This is a genomic window from Cellulomonas sp. JZ18 (assembly GCF_009720485.1).
In the GTDB taxonomy this organism is placed as follows: Bacteria; Actinomycetota; Actinomycetes; order Actinomycetales; family Cellulomonadaceae; genus Cellulomonas.
Genome location: NZ_CP045245.1, coordinates 606,461 through 625,176, shown reverse-complemented (window position 1 = coordinate 625,176; position 18,716 = coordinate 606,461). Strand labels below are relative to the sequence as shown.

16 protein-coding genes are annotated in these 18,716 nt (G+C 74.8%); 6 read left to right on the top strand and 10 right to left on the bottom strand.

The window, feature by feature from the left end; all coding sequences use genetic code 11:
• Positions 1-8 precede the first annotated feature (8 nt).
• The 3 genes from GC089_RS02790 to GC089_RS02780 are packed head-to-tail and all read right to left on the bottom strand — an operon-like array spanning position 9 to position 2,137.
• Positions 9-722 (bottom strand): hypothetical protein, encoded by a 714-nt coding sequence (locus tag GC089_RS02790; protein ID WP_155376386.1) that lies wholly within the window; start codon positions 720-722, stop codon positions 9-11.
• Positions 722-1,300, bottom strand: a complete 579-nt coding sequence (gene pyrE, locus GC089_RS02785) for an orotate phosphoribosyltransferase (RefSeq protein ID WP_155376385.1) — start codon at positions 1,298-1,300, stop codon at positions 722-724. The genes GC089_RS02790 and pyrE overlap by 1 nt, the downstream gene beginning before the upstream one ends.
• 30 nt (positions 1,301-1,330) lie before the next feature.
• Positions 1,331-2,137 carry an SDR family oxidoreductase gene (locus GC089_RS02780; protein WP_155376384.1) on the bottom strand — a complete coding sequence of 269 codons (807 nt, stop codon included), beginning with the start codon at positions 2,135-2,137 and terminating at the stop codon, positions 1,331-1,333.
• A gap of 108 nt (positions 2,138-2,245) precedes the next feature.
• Between GC089_RS02780 and recQ the strand changes: the two genes are divergently transcribed.
• Entirely contained in the window at positions 2,246-4,348 is a 2,103-nt protein-coding gene (gene recQ / locus GC089_RS02775) for a DNA helicase RecQ (protein WP_155376383.1), read from the top strand.
• Between the two features lie 209 nt (positions 4,349-4,557).
• Here recQ and GC089_RS02770 read toward each other — a convergent pair whose 3' ends face one another.
• Positions 4,558-5,568: a LacI family DNA-binding transcriptional regulator gene (locus GC089_RS02770; protein ID WP_230685018.1), complete on the bottom strand. Its 1,011-nt coding sequence runs from the start codon at positions 5,566-5,568 to the stop codon at positions 4,558-4,560.
• A 121-nt stretch (positions 5,569-5,689) separates the two neighbouring features.
• Between GC089_RS02770 and manD the strand changes: the two genes are divergently transcribed.
• From manD to GC089_RS02750, 4 genes are all read left to right on the top strand, one after another.
• A complete protein-coding gene (gene manD, locus GC089_RS02765) occupies positions 5,690-6,922 on the top strand; it encodes a D-mannonate dehydratase ManD (RefSeq protein ID WP_155376382.1) in 1,233 nt (410 codons plus the stop codon).
• Positions 6,919-9,114, top strand: a complete 2,196-nt coding sequence (locus tag GC089_RS02760; protein WP_230685017.1) for an alpha-glucuronidase — start codon at positions 6,919-6,921, stop codon at positions 9,112-9,114. Before manD ends, GC089_RS02760 begins: the two co-directional genes overlap by 4 nt.
• Positions 9,115-9,231: 117 nt before the next feature.
• Complete coding sequence (locus GC089_RS02755; RefSeq protein ID WP_155376381.1) at positions 9,232-10,944, top strand: sugar-binding protein; 1,713 nt, start codon at positions 9,232-9,234, stop codon at positions 10,942-10,944.
• The gene (locus GC089_RS02750; RefSeq protein ID WP_196250798.1) at positions 10,941-11,684 is read left to right on the top strand and encodes a carbohydrate-binding protein; all 744 of its coding nucleotides are present in this window, start codon (positions 10,941-10,943) and stop codon (positions 11,682-11,684) included. Before GC089_RS02755 ends, GC089_RS02750 begins: the two co-directional genes overlap by 4 nt.
• A gap of 105 nt (positions 11,685-11,789) precedes the next feature.
• Here GC089_RS02750 and GC089_RS02745 read toward each other — a convergent pair whose 3' ends face one another.
• The 6 genes from GC089_RS02745 to GC089_RS02720 all read right to left on the bottom strand — a co-directional run bounded on the left by GC089_RS02745 (position 11,790) and on the right by GC089_RS02720 (position 17,711).
• On the bottom strand, positions 11,790-12,830 hold the full coding sequence (locus GC089_RS02745) for an aldo/keto reductase (protein ID WP_155376380.1): 1,041 nt from the start codon (positions 12,828-12,830) through the stop codon (positions 11,790-11,792).
• A gap of 55 nt (positions 12,831-12,885) precedes the next feature.
• Positions 12,886-14,166, bottom strand: coding sequence for an MFS transporter (locus GC089_RS02740; RefSeq protein ID WP_155376379.1), 1,281 nt, complete (start codon positions 14,164-14,166; stop codon positions 12,886-12,888).
• Positions 14,163-14,816, bottom strand: a complete 654-nt coding sequence (locus tag GC089_RS02735) for a cysteine hydrolase family protein (protein WP_230685016.1) — start codon at positions 14,814-14,816, stop codon at positions 14,163-14,165. The genes GC089_RS02740 and GC089_RS02735 overlap by 4 nt, the downstream gene beginning before the upstream one ends.
• A 29-nt stretch (positions 14,817-14,845) precedes the next feature.
• Entirely contained in the window at positions 14,846-15,865 is a 1,020-nt protein-coding gene (locus tag GC089_RS02730; protein ID WP_155376378.1) for an ABC transporter substrate-binding protein, read from the bottom strand.
• 99 nt (positions 15,866-15,964) lie between these two features.
• Positions 15,965-16,756, bottom strand: coding sequence for an ABC transporter permease (locus tag GC089_RS02725; RefSeq protein WP_230685015.1), 792 nt, complete (start codon positions 16,754-16,756; stop codon positions 15,965-15,967).
• 115 nt (positions 16,757-16,871) lie between these two features.
• Positions 16,872-17,711, bottom strand: a complete 840-nt coding sequence (locus GC089_RS02720) for an ABC transporter ATP-binding protein (protein ID WP_230685014.1) — start codon at positions 17,709-17,711, stop codon at positions 16,872-16,874.
• Between the two features lie 177 nt (positions 17,712-17,888).
• Between GC089_RS02720 and GC089_RS02715 the strand changes: the two genes are divergently transcribed.
• On the top strand, positions 17,889-18,584 hold the full coding sequence (locus GC089_RS02715; RefSeq protein WP_196250797.1) for a GntR family transcriptional regulator: 696 nt from the start codon (positions 17,889-17,891) through the stop codon (positions 18,582-18,584).
• The last annotated feature ends 132 nt before the right edge of the window (positions 18,585-18,716 follow it).

The following is an 18,716-nucleotide window of genomic DNA, read 5'->3' as shown; positions in this document are numbered from 1 at the left end:
GCCCGCGCTCAGCCGTTCGGCGCAGCGCCGCCGGCGTGCGTCAGCGGGTCGTACCCGTGGTCCTGCCACACGTGCCGCGGGACCGCCCGCACGACCGCGTGCAGCACCCCGAGACGTCCCGCGATGTCGGAGGTGTCGGTGCGCCCGCTCCGCCAGGACGCGATCCACGTGCCCTCGATGCGCCAGTCCGTGGCGCGGGCGTCGGCGTGGAGCAGGCGCTCCATCAGGCGCGGGTGCAGGATCGCGTGACCCACGCGCTCGTCGCCCGCCACGACCCGGTAGGCCTCGTTGAAGGCGACGGACTCCGTCTGCATGTCGCGGGCGCCCAGCGCCTTCGCGAGGCGCGCGCCCAGGCCCTCGGACGTCAGCTCGAGCACCGGCAGGTACGCCGGCAGCGCGAGCGCGACGACGTGCGCCCCGTGGGTCTTGCGCTCCTTGCCGCTGCCGGTCGACCACTCGTACGTGTACGACACCGCGGGCACGCCCTGCCAGCGACCGGTCAGCACCTCGGTCGCGCGGCGGGTGTGCCCCTGCTCGAACGGCTGGTTGCGGTGCAGGCGGGTCAGCCCGTAGCCGGGGTCCGTGCGCACGTACTCCCAGCCGACGCCCCGGGCCCACGCGTCCAGCTGCTCGTGGCGCTTCTTCTGCAGCCACCACGCCGCGACGCCGATCAGCGGGACGAGCAGCAGCACCAGGACGAGGCCGAGCGTCCCGCTGTCCATCACTCGAGGCCGAGGTCCGCGAGCCCGAACAGGTGGTGGTAGGGCACGCCGAGCTCGCCCTCGATGCGCTCGCGCGCGCCGGTGGCGCGGTCGACGATCGTGGCGACGCCCAGCACCTCGCCGCCCGCCTCGCGGACGGCCTCGACGGCGGTGATCGGCGAGCCCCCGGTCGTGGAGGTGTCCTCGACGACGACGACGCGGCGGCCCGCGACGTCCGGCCCCTCGATCCGCCGCTGCATGCCGTGCGCCTTCGCCTCCTTGCGCACGACGAACGCGTCCAGGTCCTGCCCCCGGGAGGCGGCGGCGTGCAGCAGCGCGGTGGCGACGGGGTCCGCGCCCAGCGTCAGACCGCCGACCGCGTCGACCTCGGCCGTGCCGAGCCCGGCCTCCTCGAGCATGTCGAGCATGAGGTGGCCGATCAGCGGGGCCGCGCGGTGGTGCAGCGTCGCGCGACGCAGGTCGACGTAGTAGTCCGCCTCGCGTCCGGAGGACAGCGTCACGCGCCCGTGCACGACGGCCAGCTCGACGAGGAGGTCCCGCAGCTGCTCGCGGGGGGTGGGCGACAGGTCGGAGGTCACGGGCGGCAGCCTAGCGACGGCGGGCGGGCGTCAGTCCTGCCGGGCGGCCTCGGCCGGCGACGGCTCGTCGGGCAGCTCGAGCCCCTTGCGGTACCGGCCGAACGCGCGCACCGCCGGACGGGGCAGGGTCCGCAGGAGCGCGGACGCGGCCTTGTAGCGCAGGCTCGGCGTGGAGATGACGACGCCGCGGCGCACGTCGGCCAGCGCGGCGGCGACGACGTCCTCGGGGTTCAGCCAGGCGGCGTCGGGGTACGCGCTGGTGTCGATCTCACCCCGGGCGTGGAACTCGGTGTGCGTGTAGCCGGGGCAGACGACCGTCGCCGTGACGCCCGTGCCCTTGAGCTCGACGGCGAGGCCCTCGGTGAACGTGCGCACCCACGCCTTGTGCGCGGAGTACGTGCCGGACGCGAGCAGCGCCGCCACCGACGCGACGTTGAGGACCGCGCCGCGCCCGCGGCGCACCATCGCCCCCGCCGCCGCGTGCGAGAGGACCATGACGGCGCGGACCATGACGTCCAGGCCCTCCTCCTCGCGGTGGATGTCGCCGCCGACGAACCGCTGGTGGATGCCGAAGCCCGCGTTGTTGACGAGCAGGCCGACCGGCCGCTCGTCCGCCCGCAGCCGCTCGGCGACGCGCTCGACGTCGGCGCGGTCGGTCAGGTCGGCGGCGAGCACCTCGGCGCGCACGCCCGCGGCTGCCTCGAGCTGCGCGGCGAGGCGGGTGAGGCGCTGCTCGTCACGAGCGACGAGGACGACGTCGTGCTTGGCGGTGGCGAGCTGCCACGCGAACTCCAGGCCGAGGCCGGCGCTCGCCCCGGTGACCAGTGCGGTTCCCATGGCCGCCAGCCTAGGGAACCGGGGGCGTCCCGCGCCGCAGGTCCACGGCTCCTCCACAGGCGGGGCCGGCCCGCCCCGTGGGCCGCCACGGCCTCGTAGGGTGGTCCGGTGCTGCCGGACCCCGCCTCCCCCGAGACCCGCCGGCGGCGGCCGTCGGACGAGCCGGCGCACGCCGCGCCCCACGTCGACGAGCCGCCCGCGTGGACCGACGGCGGCGAGGAGCCGCCGTGGTGGGACGTCGAGCCGCCCGCCGACGCCTGGGAGCCGCCCGCCGACCCGTGGGGCCCGGACGTTTCCCCGCCCGACGGACCGGGACGCGCGGCGCCGCGCCGCCCGCTCCCCGCCCGGGCCGCCGAGCCGGGCCCGCCCGCGCCGTCGCACGGCACCCCGCTCGAGGTGCTGCACCGCGTCTGGGGCTACGACGCCTTCCGCGGTGAGCAGGCCGCGATCGTCGACACCGTGGTCGCGGGCGGCGACGCGGTCGTGCTCATGCCGACGGGCGGCGGCAAGTCGCTGTGCTACCAGGTGCCCGCGCTGGTGCGCGAGGGCACGGGCGTGGTCGTCTCGCCGCTGATCGCGCTCATGCAGGACCAGGTCGACGCCCTGTCGGCGCTCGGCGTACGGGCGGGGTTCCTCAACTCCACGCAGGAGCGGGACCAGCGGCGCGCCGTCGAGGACGCGTTCCTCGCGGGCGAGCTGGACCTGCTGTACCTGGCGCCCGAGCGCCTGCGGGTGCCCGAGACGCTGGACCTGCTGGGACGCGGGCACGTCGCCCTGTTCGCGATCGACGAGGCGCACTGCGTGTCGCAGTGGGGGCACGACTTCCGCCCCGACTACCTCCAGCTGTCGGTGCTGCACGAGCGCTGGCCGGACGTGCCGCGCATCGCGCTCACCGCGACGGCGACCCCCGCGACGCACCGCGAGATCTGCCAGCGCCTGCAGCTCGAGGACGCCCGGCAGTTCGTGGCGAGCTTCGACCGCCCGAACATCCGCTACCGGATCGTCGCCAAGGACGACCCGCGCCGTCAGCTGCTGCACCTGCTGCGCACCGAGCACGACGGCGACTCCGGCATCGTCTACTGCCTCTCCCGTGCGTCGGTCGAGCAGACGGCCGAGTGGCTGGTGCGCAACGGCGTCGACGCCCTGCCGTACCACGCGGGCCTGGACCGGCGGGTCCGGGCCGAGAACCAGTCCCGGTTCCTGCGCGAGGACGGCCTGGTGATGGTCGCGACGATCGCGTTCGGCATGGGCATCGACAAGCCGGACGTGCGGTTCGTCGCGCACCTCGACCTGCCCAAGTCGGTCGAGGGCTACTACCAGGAGACCGGGCGCGCGGGCCGCGACGGGCTGCCGTCCACCGCCTGGCTCGCCTACGGGCTCGCGGACGTCGTGCAGCAGCGCAAGATGATCGACGGCTCCGAGGGGGACGCCGAGCACCGGCGGCGCCTGACCCAGCACCTCGACGCGATGCTCGCGCTGTGCGAGACGGTGGACTGCCGGCGTGTGCAGCTGCTCGCGTACTTCGGGCAGGCGTCCGACGGGCCGTGCGGCAACTGCGACACGTGCCTCGAGCCGCCGGAGTCGTGGGACGGGACGGTCCCCGCGCAGAAGCTCCTGTCGACGGTGGTGCGGCTCGACCAGCGCGGGCAGCGGTACGGCGTCGGGCACGTGGTGGACATCCTGCGCGGCAAGGAGACCCCGCGCGTGCGCCAGCTCGGGCACGACGCGCTCTCGACGTTCGGGATCGGGCAGGACCTGTCCGACGGCGAGTGGCGGGGCGTGGTGCGCCAGCTGCTCGCGGCCGAGCTGCTGGCCGTCGACACGCAGGGCTACGGCACGCTGCGCATCACGCCGGGGTCGGCCGACGTCCTGCGCGGCGAGCGCGCGGTCCGTCTGCGGCGGGAGCCGGAGCGGACCGGGCGCGCGGCCCGTGAGCGCCGCGGCGGCGGGCGGCCCGCGGCCGCGGCGGACCTCACCGGCGGCGACGCGACGGCGTTCGAGGCGCTGCGCGCGTGGCGGGCGGGCGCGGCGAAGGAGCAGGGCGTGCCCGCGTACGTCGTCTTCCACGACGCGACGCTGCGCGAGATCGCCACGCGCCGGCCGGGGTCCCGCGCCGAGCTCGGCACGATCGGCGGCGTCGGCGCGGCGAAGCTCGACCGCTACGCCGACGGTGTCCTGGAGACGCTCGCCGCGCTGGACGGCGGCGCCTGAGAGGTCCGCGGCGGTGCCGGGGGACCCCGGAGGTCCGTCGCGGCGCCGGCCCGGTCGGCTCGGTCGGTGGCCGCGCGAGCCACCGGGGAGCCGACGGCGTGTCGCCACCGGCGCGTCGGCGCGGGACCGGGTCCCCTCGCGCGCGTACGCACGGCGTGCGTACGCGCCGGGAGAACACCGTCTCTCTGCGCGGGACGGCCCGTCGACCCTCAGGCGGGCGCCGGCCCCGTCGACCCGCGGATGACCAGGTGCGTCGGCAGGACGGCCGGCTCGGCGCCGTACCCGGCGAGCGGCGCGGTGCCCTCGAGCCGGGAGATGAGCAGGTCGGCGGCGAGGCGCCCGGCCCGCTCCATCGGGGAGGCGACCGTCGTCAGCGCCGGCCGCACGAGGTCGGCACCGAAGACGTCGTCGCAGCCGACGACGCTCATCCGGCCCGGCACGTCGACGCCGCGGGCGTCGAGCCGCTCGAGCACCCCGAACGCGAGCAGGTCGTTGAACGCGACGACGGCGGTGACGTCCGCCTGCACGGCGGCGTCGGCGGCGGCGGGACCGGCGGTGCGGACCGGGGCGTACGGGCCGATGACGGTGACCTCGAGCCCGAGGCGGGCCGCGGCGGGGTGCAGCGCGGCCTGCCGGCGGCTGTCGGACCAGGACGTGCGGGGGCCGGAGGCGTAGGCGATGCGCCGGTGGCCGAGGGACGCCAGGTGCTCGAGCGCCTGGACCAGGCCGCCGGGGGTGTCGATGAGCACGCTCGGTGCGGCGAACGACGGGCTCGTGCGGTTGACCGCGACGAGCGGCAGGTCGGCCGCGAGCTCCGAGAGGCGCTGGTCGGCGAGGCGGGACGCGGCGAGCACCGCGCCGTCGACGGTGCCGCGCAGACCCACCAGGGCACGCGCCTCGGCCTCGGCGGACTCCTCGGTGTCGACGAGCACCTGCACGTACCCGCCCTCGCGCAGGCGTGCACCCGTCCCGCGGACGAGACCGAAGTAGAACGGGTTGGTCACGTCGGGGACGACGAGCGCGACGGTGGTCGTGCGTCCGGAGGACAGTGCGCGGGCCGACGCGCTCGGGGTGTACCCGAGGGCGTCCGCGGCGGCGCGGACGCGCTCGGTCGTGTGCGCGCTGATGCGCCCCGGGCGGGTGAGCGCGCGCGAGGCGGTGGACACGGCGACGCCGGCCTTCTCCGCGACGTCGCGCAGCGTGGGCTGCCTGCCGTTCACGACGCCTCCTTTCCGTGGCACATCGTGTGGCAAAGCATGGCACACGATTGCCATCCCGCGGCAGCCCTGCTTAGGCTCGCGACAGCCCGCCGACGCCGTGCGGGCGGAGGGAGTGACACCGATGTCCACCGCGATCCGCACCGCCGAGGTGCTGGTCTCCAGCCCCGGACGCAACTTCGTGACCCTGCGCGTGGTCACCGAGGACGGCGTCGTGGGGCTCGGCGACGCGACGCTCAACGGCCGTGAGCTGTCCGTCGCCAGCTACTTGACCGACCACGTCGTCCCCCTGCTGATCGGCAGGGACGCGCACCGGATCGAGGACACCTGGCAGTTCCTCTACCGCAGCGCGTACTGGCGGCGCGGGCCCGTCACCATGGCGGCGATCGCCGCGGTCGACATGGCGCTGTGGGACATCAAGGCCCGCATCGCCGGCATGCCCCTCTACCAGCTGCTCGGCGGCGCCAGCCGCAGCGGCCTCATGGCGTACGGGCACGCGTCCGGACGCGACCTGCCGGAGCTGTTCGACTCCATCCGGCGCCACCTCGACGAGGGGTTCCGGTCCATCCGCGTGCAGACCTCGGTGCCGGGCATCAACGCCGTCTACGGCGTCGCCGCCCAGCCGTCCACGTCCGGCCGGTACGACTACGAGCCCGCGCAGCGCGCGCCGCTGCCCGCCGAGGAGGACTGGGACACCCGCGCGTACATGCGCCACCTGCCCGGCGTCTTCGAGGCCGTGCGCCACGAGTTCGGCCCCGAGCTGCCGCTGCTGCACGACGGGCACCACCGCATGACGCCCATCCAGGCGGCGCGGCTCGGCAAGGACCTCGAGCCGTACGACCTGTTCTGGCTCGAGGACTGCACGCCCGCGGAGAACCAGGAGGCGCTGCGGCTGGTCCGGCAGCACACGGTCACGCCGCTCGCGATCGGCGAGGTCTTCAACACCGTCTGGGACTACCAGACGATCATCCGCGAGCAGCTCGTCGACTACGTCCGCTCGTCGGTGACGCACGCCGGCGGCATCACGTCGCTGCGCCGGATCGTCGACTTCGCCGCCCAGTACCAGATCAAGTCCGGCTTCCACGGGCCGACGGACATCTCCCCCGTCGGCATGGCGGCCGCGCTGCACCTGGGCCTGGCGATCCACAACTTCGGGATCCAGGAGTACATGCAGCACTCCGCGACGACGTACGAGGTGTTCCGGACCTCGTTCACGTTCACCGACGGGTACCTGCACCCGGGCGAGGAGCCCGGCCTGGGCGTCGAGCACGACGACGAGGCCGCGAAGCGGTTCCCGTACGAGACGGCGTACCTGCCGTTCAACCGGCTCAAGGACGGCACGGTGCACGACTGGTGAGCGCCACGACCGAGCACGCGGCCCGGCAGCACTGGCACGACGCCTGGCTCCCCGACGCCGCGTTCCGCCCGCTCGGGTCGCGGCGCGTGCTCGTGGCGCTGGGGCCGGAGGCCGGTCCGGTCGCGGACACCGTCGTCGCCGAGGTGCGCCGCGCGACCCGGCTGTTCGGCGGGTCGTTCACGGTGAGCACCGCCGACGCGCCGGTCGAGGCCGACGCGGTCGCGGAGCACGACGTCACGCTCGTCGTCGCCGTGCGTGCGGCCCAGGTCGGGGCGGCGTCCGCGCGGTTCGCCCACCCCACCACCGACCCGAACGCGCACCTCGTGGGCGCGGCCAGCGGCGGCACCCTCACCGGTGACGCGAGCGCGCCGATCGGCGAGGAGTCCTTCCTCCTGGGCCGCCGGGACGGGCGGGCGTACGTCGTGGCGGGCGGGCACCGCGGGCTGCTGTACGGCCTGCACGCGCTCGTGCGCGAGGGTGAGCGGGCGTGGGCGCCGGGTGAGGACGAGGTGTTCGACCTCCCCGTCTCGCCGCTGCGCATGCTCGACCACTGGGACAACGTCGACGTGCACCCCGTCATGGGCCAGGTCGAGCGCGGGTACTCGGGTGGGTCGCTGTGGTTCGACGCCGGCAGCGTGCGCGAGGACCTCACGCGGGTGGGCGCGTACGCGCGCCTGCTGGGCTCGGTCGGCGTCAACGCGGTCTCGCTCAACAACGTCAACGTCGGCCGCACCGAGGCACGGCTCCTCACGGACGGGCTCCCCGACGTCGCGCGCCTCGCGGACGTGTTCCGGCCGCACGGCGTCCGCACGTACCTGTCGGTGTCGTTCGCGGCGCCGATGACGCTCGGCGGGCTGCCCACGTCCGACCCGCTCGACCCCGACGTGCAGCGCTGGTGGGCCGAGGCGGCCGACCGCGTGTGGGCGGCCGTCCCGGACTTCGGCGGGTTCGTCGTCAAGGCGGACTCCGAGGGGCAGCCGGGGCCGTTCGCGTACGGGCGCGACCACGCCGACGGCGCGAACCTGCTGGCGCGGGCCGTCGCGCCGCACGGCGGCACGGTGTTCTGGCGCGCCTTCGTGTACAACCACACGCAGGACTGGCGCGACCGGTCCACCGACCGTGCGCGGGCGGCGTACGACCACTTCCACCCGCTCGACGGGCGGTTCGACGACAACGTCGTCGTGCAGGTCAAGCACGGTCCGCTCGACTTCCAGACGCGTGAGGCGGTCTCGCCCGTGATCGGCGCGATGCCGCGCACCCGCGTGGCCGTCGAGCTGCAGGTGACGCAGGAGTACACCGGGCACCAGAAGCACGTGTGCTACCTGGGGCCGTGGTGGAGCGAGATCCTGCGCTTCCCGCTCACCCAGAACGCGACGCGCACGGTCGCGCAGATCGTGACCGGCCTCCCCGGTCCCGCCGACGTGGACGACCCCGACGGCCCGGAGGCCGCTCCCCGGCGCGCCGGCGGAGTCGTCGCGGTCTCCAACGTCGGCGACGACGCGTTCTGGACCGGGCACCCGCTCGCGCAGGCGAACCTCTACGCGTTCGCGCGCCTGGCGTGGGACCCGGAGGCGGACCCCGTCGCGCTGCTCGACGAGTGGGTCGGCCTCACGTTCCCCGGCGCGGACCCCCGCGTGCGGGCGACGCTGCACCGCCTCATGGACGGGTCGTGGCGCACGTACGAGGCCTACACGGCCCCGCTCGGCGTCGGGTTCATGGTGACGCCCGGCTCGCACTACGGCCCGTCCGTCGACGGGTACGAGTACAGCCCGTGGGGCACGTACCACTTCGCCGACCGCGACGGCATCGGCGTCGACCGCACCCGCGCCACCGGCACCGGGTACACCGGCCAGTACGAGGCGCCGTGGCGGGACGTCTACGAGGACGTCGCGACGTGCCCCGACGAGCTGCTGCTGTTCTTCCACCACGTGCCGTGGGAGCACCGCCTGCAGTCGGGGACGACGGTCGTGCAGCACGTGTACGACTCGCGGGCCGACGCCGTCGAGGAGGTCGAGCGCATGGTCGGCGCGTGGGCGGACCTCGCCGGGCTCGTCGACGACGCCCTGCACGCGCGCGTCACCGAGCGGCTCGCGGAGCAGCTGCGCTCGGCGACGGAGTGGCGGGACCAGGTGCGCACCTACGTGTTCCGCAAGTCCGGCGTGCCCGACGCCTCGGGGCGCCGGATCTACTGACGTCCGCGCGGCGGGGAGGAGGGACCCCGCCGCGCGGCGGACCGGCCGCGAGCCTGCGGCCGCCCCCGCACGGCCCGCGACGGGGCGGGCCGTGCTCGTGAGGACGAAGGAGTCCTGATGCGACGCACCCTGCCCCGCGTCGTGGCCGTGCTGACGGCCGCGACGCTCGCCGGCGCCCTGCTGCCCGGCGCCGCCTCCGCCGAACCGGGCGACCCGGACGACCCCCTGGTCGTCGGGTACGGCTCGCCCAACATCGGCGCCGCCGCGGTGGACCCCCTGTGGGCCGACGTGGCCGCCGTGCCCCTGACCCGCTCGTCCGGCAGCCCCGCCGCGACCGCGCAGGTGCGGTCCCTGTGGGACGAGGACTACCTGTACACGCTGGTCGAGGTCACCGACCCGGTGCTCGACGCGAGCTCCGGCCAGCTGTACGCGCAGGACTCCGTCGAGGTGTTCCTCGACCTCGCGGACGACAAGTCGGCCGGCCACACGACCTACGTGCCCCTGCAGGACTTCCAGTTCCGGATCAGCCACGACAACCGGCCGTCGTTCGACCACGGCGGCGACGACCGGCTCATCTCGCACACGCGGGTGCAGGACGGCGGGTACGTGGTGGAGTCGGTGTTCGCCGTGGGCGACCTCGACGTCGACCTCGCCGCGGGGACGCGCCTCGGCTTCGACGTCCAGGTGAACGACGCCGCCGGTGGCACCCGTGTCGGGCAGCTGTTCTGGCACGACGGCACGGGCAGCCAGTGGCAGCGCCCGAACGTCTTCGGGTCCGTCGTGCTGGGCGAGCGGCCCGACGTCGTGCCGGACCGCGTGGACAAGGTGCCCCTGTTCTACGCCGTGACGCAGGCCGGTCGCGTCGTGCCGGCCGTGTACGACAACCCGCAGGTGCTCGACGCGCCGCTGGCCGCCGCGCGCGCCGTGCTCGCCGACGAGGCGGCGACGCAGGACGCGGTCGACGCCGCCGACGCGGACCTGCGCGCCGCGCTGCACGCGCTCGAGCGCACGGGCCCGTACCCGGACCCCAAGCGCTACGAGCCGCAGGCGGCGATGCCGGACCTGTTCCGCTTCCTCGACGGGTCGCGGGTCGGGACGGCCGAGGACTGGGCCGAGCGCCGGGACGAGATCGCCGGCATGGCGCAGTACTACCAGTACGGCTACCAGGCGCCCGCGCCGGACTCCCTGACCGCCCGGCTCGGCGAGCGCAGTGGGTTCGACTGGGGCTGCTGGTGCTCGGTGACGAGCCCGGCCGTGGTGGTCGAGATGGCGCAGGAGGTCGACGGCGAGGTCCTCACGCGGTCCTTCGCGGCGACCCTGCAGATGCCCGACCCGGACTCCGGGTGGGCGCCGCCGTACCCCGTGGTCGTCGGCTTCGGGAACGTCCCCGGCGCCGAGGCGTTCCACGCGAACGGCATCGCCACGATCGCGTACACCCCGACCGACGTCGCGAACGAGAACCGCACGGGCGTCTACTACGACTTCTCTCCCTGGCAGAAGGACGTCGTCGGCGCCGACACCGGCACGATCATGGGCTGGGCGTGGGGCGTGAGCCGCGTCGTCGACGCGCTCGCGTACGTCGACCCGGCCACGGCGAGCGCGCGCTCGCCGACCTCGACCCCGCGGCCGTCGCCGTCACCGGGCACTCGCGCTACGGCAAGGGCGCCCTCGTCGCGGGGGCGTTCGACGAGCGGATCGCCGTCGTCGCGCCGAACGGCTCCGGGACGGCCGGGGCGTCGAGCTGGCGCTACCAGCACGCCGGCAAGGACTACCGGGTCGAGAACGGCGGCACCCCGTACGCGTGGGCGACCGACGAGGCGTCGTCGGTGAACTCGTACGTCGAGACGATCAACAACTCGTTCGGCGGCAACGCCGCCTGGTTCACGACCGTGTTCGGGGAGTTCCGCGAGCCGTCGACACCCGCGCCGCTGCGGCTGCCGTTCGACCAGCACTCCGTCATGGCGCTCGTCGCGCCACGCCCGCTCGTCGTCACCGGCGGGTTCTCGGACTGGGGCACCAACCCCGAGTCGATGGCGATGAGCACACGTGCGGCGGCGAGGGCCTACCGCTTCCTCGGCGCCGAGGACGCGATCGGCCTGGCGTTCCACCACGGCGGGCACACGCACGGCGCCGAGGACGCGGCGCACCTGCTGTCGGCGATCCAGTACCACCTACGCGGCGTGCGGACGCCGGAGGTCGTCGCGGACGTCGAGGGGGTGCGGGAGTACCCGTACCACTCCGACGACGCGGCGTCGGCGCCGTGGGACGTCCCGCCGCCCGTGTGGCAGCGGGGGGCGACGTACGACACCGGTGACGTCGTGCACCACGAGGGGCGGGAGTTCCGCGCGGGCTGGTGGACGCGCGGCGAGACGCCCGGGTCGACGGCGACGGGCGCCTGGCAGGAGCTCGCGGCCACGTTCGCGGGCGCTCCCGTGTGGACGCCGACACGCGTCTTCACCGCCGGGGACGTCGTCGTGCACGACGGGCAGCGCTGGACCGCCCGCTGGTGGACCCGCAACCAGGTGCCGGGCACGCCGTGGGGTCCGTGGGTGGCGACGCCCACGCCGTGACGCGCGGGCTGCGGCCCTTCCGTGTGCAGCGTTGCGGACCTCACGTGTCCGCAACGCTGCACACGAGGCGCCCGCCCGTGCGAGCGCCGATGACGTGCGGGTCCGTCAGCGTCCCGTGCCGTCGACCGCGTGCTCCTCGATGGCCGCGACCTCGTCCGCCGTCAGCGGGTTGGCCTCGAGCGCGCGCACGTTGTCCTCGAGCTGGCGCACCGAGCTCGCGCCGATGAGCGCCGACGTCACGCGCTCGTCGCGCAGCACCCACGTGAGCGCGAGCTGCGCGAGGGTCTGCCCGCGCCCGGCGGCGATCTCGTTCAGGGCCCGCGCCCGCGCCAGGTACGTCTGGGAGATCGCCTGCGACGACAGGAACGGGCTCGCCCCCGCGGCACGCGACCCCGCCGGGGCCTCCCCGCCCAGGTAGCGGTCCGTGAGCAGGCCCTGCGCGAGCGGGGAGAACACGATCATGCCGACGCCGAGCTCGCCGACCGCGTCGAGCAGCGTCTCCGTCTCGCCCTCGCCGACGTTCTCCACGTGCCGGTTGAACATCGAGTAGCTGGGCTGGTGGATCAGCAGGCGCGTGCCCATCCCGGCGAGGATCCGGTGCGCCTCGCGCGTCTGCGACGGCGAGTAGTTGGAGACGCCCACGTACAGCGCCTTCCCGCTCGTCACGGCGTGGTGCAGCGCCCCCATCGTCTCCTCGAGGGGCGTCGTCGGGTCGGGGCGGTGGTGGTAGAAGACGTCGACGTACTCCAGGCCCATGCGCGCGAGGGACGCGTCGAGCGACGACAGCAGGTACTTGCGCGAGCCGCCGTCCTGGTACGGGCCCGACCACATGTCGTAGCCGGCCTTGGTCGAGATCACGAGCTCGTCGCGGTACGGCCGCAGGTCGCGGGCCAGGTGCCGCCCGAAGTTCTCCTCCGCCGCGCCCGGCCGCGGGCCGTAGTTGTTCGCGAGGTCGAGGTGCGTGACGCCCAGGTCGAACGCGCGGCGCAGCACGGCGCGCTGGGTCTCGAACGGCGTCTGGTCGCCGAAGTTGTGCCACAGGCCGAGCGACAGCGCGGGCAGGTCGAGGCCGGAGCGGCCCGTGCGGCGGTAGGTCATGGCGTCGTACCGGGAGTCGTCGGCACGGTACGGGTCCAGGCTCGGCATCGGTGGCGTCCTCACGCGGGTCGGGCGCCGCCCGGTGCGGGCGGCGCCCGTCAGGCTACCGAGGTGCCCCGACCGCGCCGGCGACGGGGGGCGCGTCGCGGACCTCGGGGAGGGGGTCGTCCGCGCGCCCGGCCCGGCGCGCCCGCTGCAGCGCGACGGTGCTGCCCACCGTGACGACGCCCAGCACGCCGCCGACCACGACGAACGCGCCCGTGAGCGGCAGGACCGCGCTGAGCAGGCCGAAGACCGCCGGGTTCACGAACTGCGCGCCGCGGTTCGCGGACGAGCGCAGACCCGACGCGAGCCCCCGCCGGTCGGCGGGCGTGTGGTCGGCCATGAGCACGAGCGTGAGCGGCTGGGCGAACCCCAGCGCGAAGCCGTTGACGGCCGCGAGCGACGCCAGCAGCCACGGCTCGGGCGGCACGACGGCCACGGCGACGACCGACACGGACGACACCGCGAGCACGAGCCCGACCATGACGGGCTCGGGCAGGCGCGCCATGGCCACGGGGAACAGCGGGCGGGACAGGAACCCGAACGCCGCGGCCACCGAGAGCAGCACGCCGACCTGCCACTGCGGCACCCCCGCCTCGCCGAGCAGCAGCGGGTGGTAGGCCGTCCGCACGTCGAGGACCACGAGCGCCGTGAAGCTGACGACGAGCGTGACGAGCACGGCCGGCGTGCGCACGAGCGCCGCGCCGTCCCGGTACGAGCGCAGCACGCCGGGTCCGCCCGGGCCCCGCGGCGTCGCCGGCACGCGCACGCCCGCCGCGACCGCGACGACCACGAGCGAGAGCACGCAGAACGCGGCGAACGCCACGTCCGCGCCGAGCGTGTCCGCCAGGCCGGTACCGAGCGCCGGCCCGACGGCCTGGCCCGCCGCGAGGAACAGCGAGAACGTCGCGAGGCGCGCGTTGCGTGCCCGCGGCGCCTCGTCCTCCCCCCGCGGCAGGGTCGCCACCGTCTGCAGCGACACCCACACCGCGAGCGTGCCGACGCCCGTCACCGCCTGGCTGACCACGACACCCGCCAGGCCGAGCGGGAGCAGCAGCAGCGCCCCGCCGACGGCCATGGTGACGCCCCCGCCGACCAGCAGCGCGCGCACGCCCCACCGGTCGGTCAGCGCCCCGATCGGCAGCGCCAGGAGCGTCGGCAGGACCGCGAACGACGCGAGCGCGAGGCTCGCCTGCGCCGCGGTGCCGCCGTCGTCCAGCACGTACGGCCCGACCAGGGGGCGCAGCATCGTGTGCGCGGTCCAGTAGACGACCCCGAGCAGGGCGACGAGCGCGGTGGCCGACCGGCCGGTGCGGGGCCGCACCGGCCGGTCGCGCCTCACGCGACCTGTGCGAGCGCCGACCACGTCGCGCTGATCTCCTCGCTCGTGGCGACGACGCCGAAGTACCGCGCGACGTTCTCGCAGGTGGCCTCGTGCGCCTCCGCCTCGTAGCTCGCGGCGCAGTCCTCGACGAGCGTGACGCGGTACTCCGCGAACAGCCCGTCGCGCAGGGTCGACTCGACGCACACGTTCGTCGAGACGCCCGTCAGCAGCAGCGAGTCGACGCCGGCGGTGCGGAGCACCACGTCGAGGTTCGTGCCGGCGAACGCCGAGTACCGGTGCTTGATGACGACCGGCTCCCCCGGCTGCGGCGCGACGCGGTAGAACTCGGCGCCCCAGCTGCCCGTGCGGCAGGTGGAGACGGGGTCGGGCGCGCCGGCCTCGGCGTCGCCGCGCCGCGCCAGCCACGCCGGGGAGTCGGTGCTCTCGTCGTGCGTCGTCTGGATGAAGACGACCATGACGCCGGCCGCGCGGGCGTCGGCGAGGAAGCGCTCGAGCCGCGGGACCATCGCGACCGCGGCCGCGGTGTCGCTGCCGCGCTGGCCGCAGGCGCCCGCGGGGTCGCAGAAGTCGTTCTGGACGTCGACCACGACGACCGCGGCGCGGCCGGGGGCGAAGCGGCTGGGGGCGTAGGGGGTGGAGGTGCTCACGGGGGTGTCCTCTCGGTGGGGCGGCGCGGTCAGTCGGCGGTCAGGAACTGGGTGTCGGCGATCGACTCGAACGTCTGCGGCACCTGGGAGTCGTCGAGGATCTCGCCGTTGCGGGCGACCTCGAGCGCCATCTCGACGGCCTCCTCGGTCAGCCCCGACCCGTCCCACAGGGAGTCCGCGTAGGCGCGGTCGAGCGTGGCGGCGAGCACGTCGGGCTCCATGGTGGGGAACTCGGCGGCGGCGAGCTCCTCGGCGTACTCCCGGTCCTCCTCGATGCGCTGCTGCCCCTTGGCGAGGGCGTCCACGAACGCCTGCACCAGGTCGGGGTCCTCCTCGACGGTCGCGCGCGGCACGACGATCGAGGAGTACGCGTATGGGCCGAGCAGCTGCAGCGGGTTGAGGAACGGCTCGCCCCACAGGCCCTGCTGGATGCCGAGGCCGAGCTGCGGCTCCGCGACGACGGCGACGTCCGCCTGCCCCTGCGCCACGGTCGCCGGGATCGCGCTGGAGTCCTCGACCTCGATGAGCTCGACGTCCGTCTCCGGGTCGAGGCCCTCGGTGATGAGGACGTGGCGCAGGATCGCGTTCGGCGTGCCGCCGTAGCGGCCGCCGGCGATCGTCTTGCCGCGGAGGTACTCGCCCATGTCGGCGCCCTCCTCCGGCTCGGTGCCGGCGGCCGCCACGAAGTAGACGTTGCCGCGGTTCACCACGTTGGCGACCGTGACGAGGTCGGAGCCCTTGACGTTCGCGACGGCGCCGGACTCGGGGCCGCCGATGAAGCCGAAGACCTCCCCGGCGAGCGTGGCGTTCACGTGCCCGCCGCCGGTCAGGGTCGTCACCTCGACCTCCAGCCCCTCCTCCTCGAAGTAGCCGAGCTCGCGGGCCGCGTAGAGGGGCAGGTAGCCGACGCCGTGCACGGGCTCGGCGATCGTGATCTTCGTGGTGCCGCCGTCGGCGGACCCGCCGGTGCCGGCGGACGCGCCACCGGCGCACGCGGCGAGGGCGAGGACGGCGCTCGCCGCGACGGCGGCGCGGAGCAGGTTCTTCACGTGCTTCCTCCTGGGGTGGGCAGGCAGGACCGGGCGGACGCCCCGGGGTGGGCGCCGCGCGGTGGCGAAGGGGTGCGGTGAGGGTGCGGGAGGGACGGGTCAGCGGGAGTGGGTGAGCCCCTTGAGCAGGCGCTTCTCGACGCCCGAGACGACGACGTAGAGCAGCATCGACAGGATCGCGAGCGTGAAGACGCCGACCCAGATCAGCGCGATGTCGTACGTCGAGCCGGCGTAGTGGATCATCCGGCCGAGCCCCGCGGTGGAGCCGATGTACTCCCCGACGATCGCGCCGGTGAGCGCGAGCCCGATCGCGACCCGCAGGCTGGAGGCGATCCACGGCAGCGTCGACGGGACGACGACCTTGGTGAACACCTGCCAGCGGGACGCGCCGAGCGAGTACAGGAGCGTCGTCAGGTCCTTGTCGACGGCCTTGACCGCGGAGTACGTGTTCAGCGTCTGGATGACGATGACCAGGGCCGTCGCCATCGCGACCTTCGAGCCCAGGCCGAGCCCGAGGACGAGCACGACGATCGGCGCGAGCGCGAGCTTCGGCATCGCCTCGAACGCGATGACGAGCGGCTCGGCGACGAGCGCGTAGCGCCGCGACCACCAGAACGAGAGCCCGAGCACCACGCCGCCGACGACGCCGAGCACGAAGCCGAGGACGGTCGAGGTGAACGTGAACCGCGCGTTCGCCAGGATGTCGCCGGACTGGAAGGCCGTCACCGCGGTCTGCCAGATCCGGGACGGCTGGCTCCAGAAGAACGGGTCGACGAGCCCGGCGCGGGCGCCGACCTCCCACAGCGCGAGGACGGCCACGACGACGCCGACCCGCGCGGCCGCGACGCCCCAGGCACCCGGCTCGCGGGCGTCCTTGCGCCGGCGGACCACCGGCGTGCTGGTCGCGCGCAGCCGGCCGAGCTCGCGCAGGCTGTCCTGCGCGGTCAGGACGCCGCCGGACGCGTCGGCCGGTGCGCCCGTCGCGGCGGGGCGGGGACGGTCGTGGTCATCGGGTCTCCTCGGCGTCGTGGGCGCGGTGCGCCCCGTTGAGCAGCTCGCGCGCGTCGGCCTTGAGGCGGACGAACTCCGCGCTCGTGACCACGGAGGGCTTGCGGGGGCGGTCGAGCGTGACGTCGAACTCGGCGACGATCCGGCCGGGCCGGGCGGACATGACGACGACCCGGTCGGACAGGTAGATCGCCTCGTCGATGTCGTGCGTGACGAACAGGACGGTCTTGTGGAAGTCGTCCCACAGGTCCAGCAGCCACTCCTGCATGTGCTCGCGCGTCTGGGCGTCGAGGGCGCCGAACGGCTCGTCGAGCAGGATGACGTCGCGGTTGAACAGGACCGTGCGCAGCAGCGCGACGCGCTGGCGCATGCCGCCGGACAGCTGCGTCGGGTAGCGGTTCTCGAACCCGCCGAGCCCGTACGTCGTGAGCAGCGGCCGGGCGAGGGCCTGCGCGGCCTTGCGCCGCACACCGCCGATCTCGAGCCCGAGGACGACGTTCTCCAGGACGGTCCGCCACGGCAGCAGCAGGTCCTTCTGGAGCATGTAGCCGACGAGCCCCTGCTGGCCGGAGCGGTCGACGCCGTCGATGAGGACGCGGCCCTCGGAGGGGGTGTCCAGGCCGGCGATGAGGTTGAACAGCGTGCTCTTGCCGCAGCCGCTCGGCCCGATGAGGGAGACGAACTCCCCCGGGCGGACGGTGAGGTGGGCGTCGACCAGCGCGTCGACCGTCCCGCCCTCGGGGCTGGGGAACCGTCGGCTCACGTGGTCGATGACGAGCTGGTCGGACGCCGGCGCCACGGCCGGCGTGGCGGGGGCGGATTCGAGGACGGTGGCCACGGGGTCTCCCTCGGTTCGTCGATTCTATAATCTATAGAGGACTCTCCACCCGACTCGTTTCCCTGGGATGTGGCTCGCGTGAACTCGGTGTTACCCCTGGTCCCGGACGTGGCCACCCCGTCCGTCGCCACCGGCGCCCCCGCCCGCGGCCGTGCCCCGCGTGCCACGATGTCCGGCGTGGACGAGCACGCGCGCCGACCGGCGACGCCCCGACCGCCGCGCACCGCCCACCAGTGGGTGCGCGAGCAGATCCGCGAGGCGATCTTCACCGGCACCTACCCGCCGGGCACGCGCCTCGTGCAGGGCGAGATCGCGGAGCGCTTCGGCACGAGCGTCACCCCCGTGCGCGAGGCGATGCGCGACCTCGCCAACGAGGGCCTCATCGACGTCGACCCGCACCGCGCTGCGACCGTCCGCGCGATCGACCTCGACGAGGCCGTCGAGGTCAACGAGATGCGGCTGCTGCTCGAGCCCCTCGCGGCACGTCGCGCCGCCGAGCGCATCACCGCCGACGAGCTGGAGGCGCTGCGCGCGACCGAGCACGCCATGGAGGCGGCGCCCGACCACGCGACGTGGCTCGAGCTCAACCGCCGCTTCCACCTCGAGGTGATCGAGGCGGCGCGCTCGCCCCGCCTCGGGGACGTGCTGCGCACGCTGCGCCAGATCAGCAGCTTCTACCTGGCCGCGCTCGTGCGGGCGCAGGGCGGCGACCGGGAGAAGAGCGCCCGCGAGCACGGCGAGCTGCTCGAGGCGCTGGCCGTCCGCGACGGCGACCGTGCCGCCGCGATCATGGCCCACCACCTCGCCGACGCCGACACGCTCCGCACGCGCCTGCGCCCGGCGTCCGACGAGGGCCCCGACGCCCCGTCGTGACCCACCCCTCCCGTCGAGCGCGGTAGACGCCCGGCGAGCGCGGCAGTCCTTGCCACCGCGCTCGTGCCGCATCGACCGCGCTCGACGGGTGCACCCGGGGGCGGCACGACGACGCCCGGCCGCCGGCGGGTG

What these genes read in the sequence shown, in the direction of transcription:
- GC089_RS02780 (WP_155376384.1), bottom strand. Translation starts at nt 2,137, where the DNA reads ATGGGAACCGCACTGGTCACCGGGGCGAGCGCCGGCCTCGGCCTGGAG.
- GC089_RS02755 (WP_155376381.1), top strand. Translation starts at nt 9,232, where the DNA reads ATGCGACGCACCCTGCCCCGCGTCGTGGCCGTGCTGACGGCCGCGACG.
- GC089_RS02745 (WP_155376380.1), bottom strand. Translation starts at nt 12,830, where the DNA reads ATGCCGAGCCTGGACCCGTACCGTGCCGACGACTCCCGGTACGACGCC.
- GC089_RS02790 (WP_155376386.1), bottom strand. Translation starts at nt 722, where the DNA reads ATGGACAGCGGGACGCTCGGCCTCGTCCTGGTGCTGCTGCTCGTCCCG.
- manD (WP_155376382.1), top strand. Translation starts at nt 5,690, where the DNA reads ATGTCCACCGCGATCCGCACCGCCGAGGTGCTGGTCTCCAGCCCCGGA.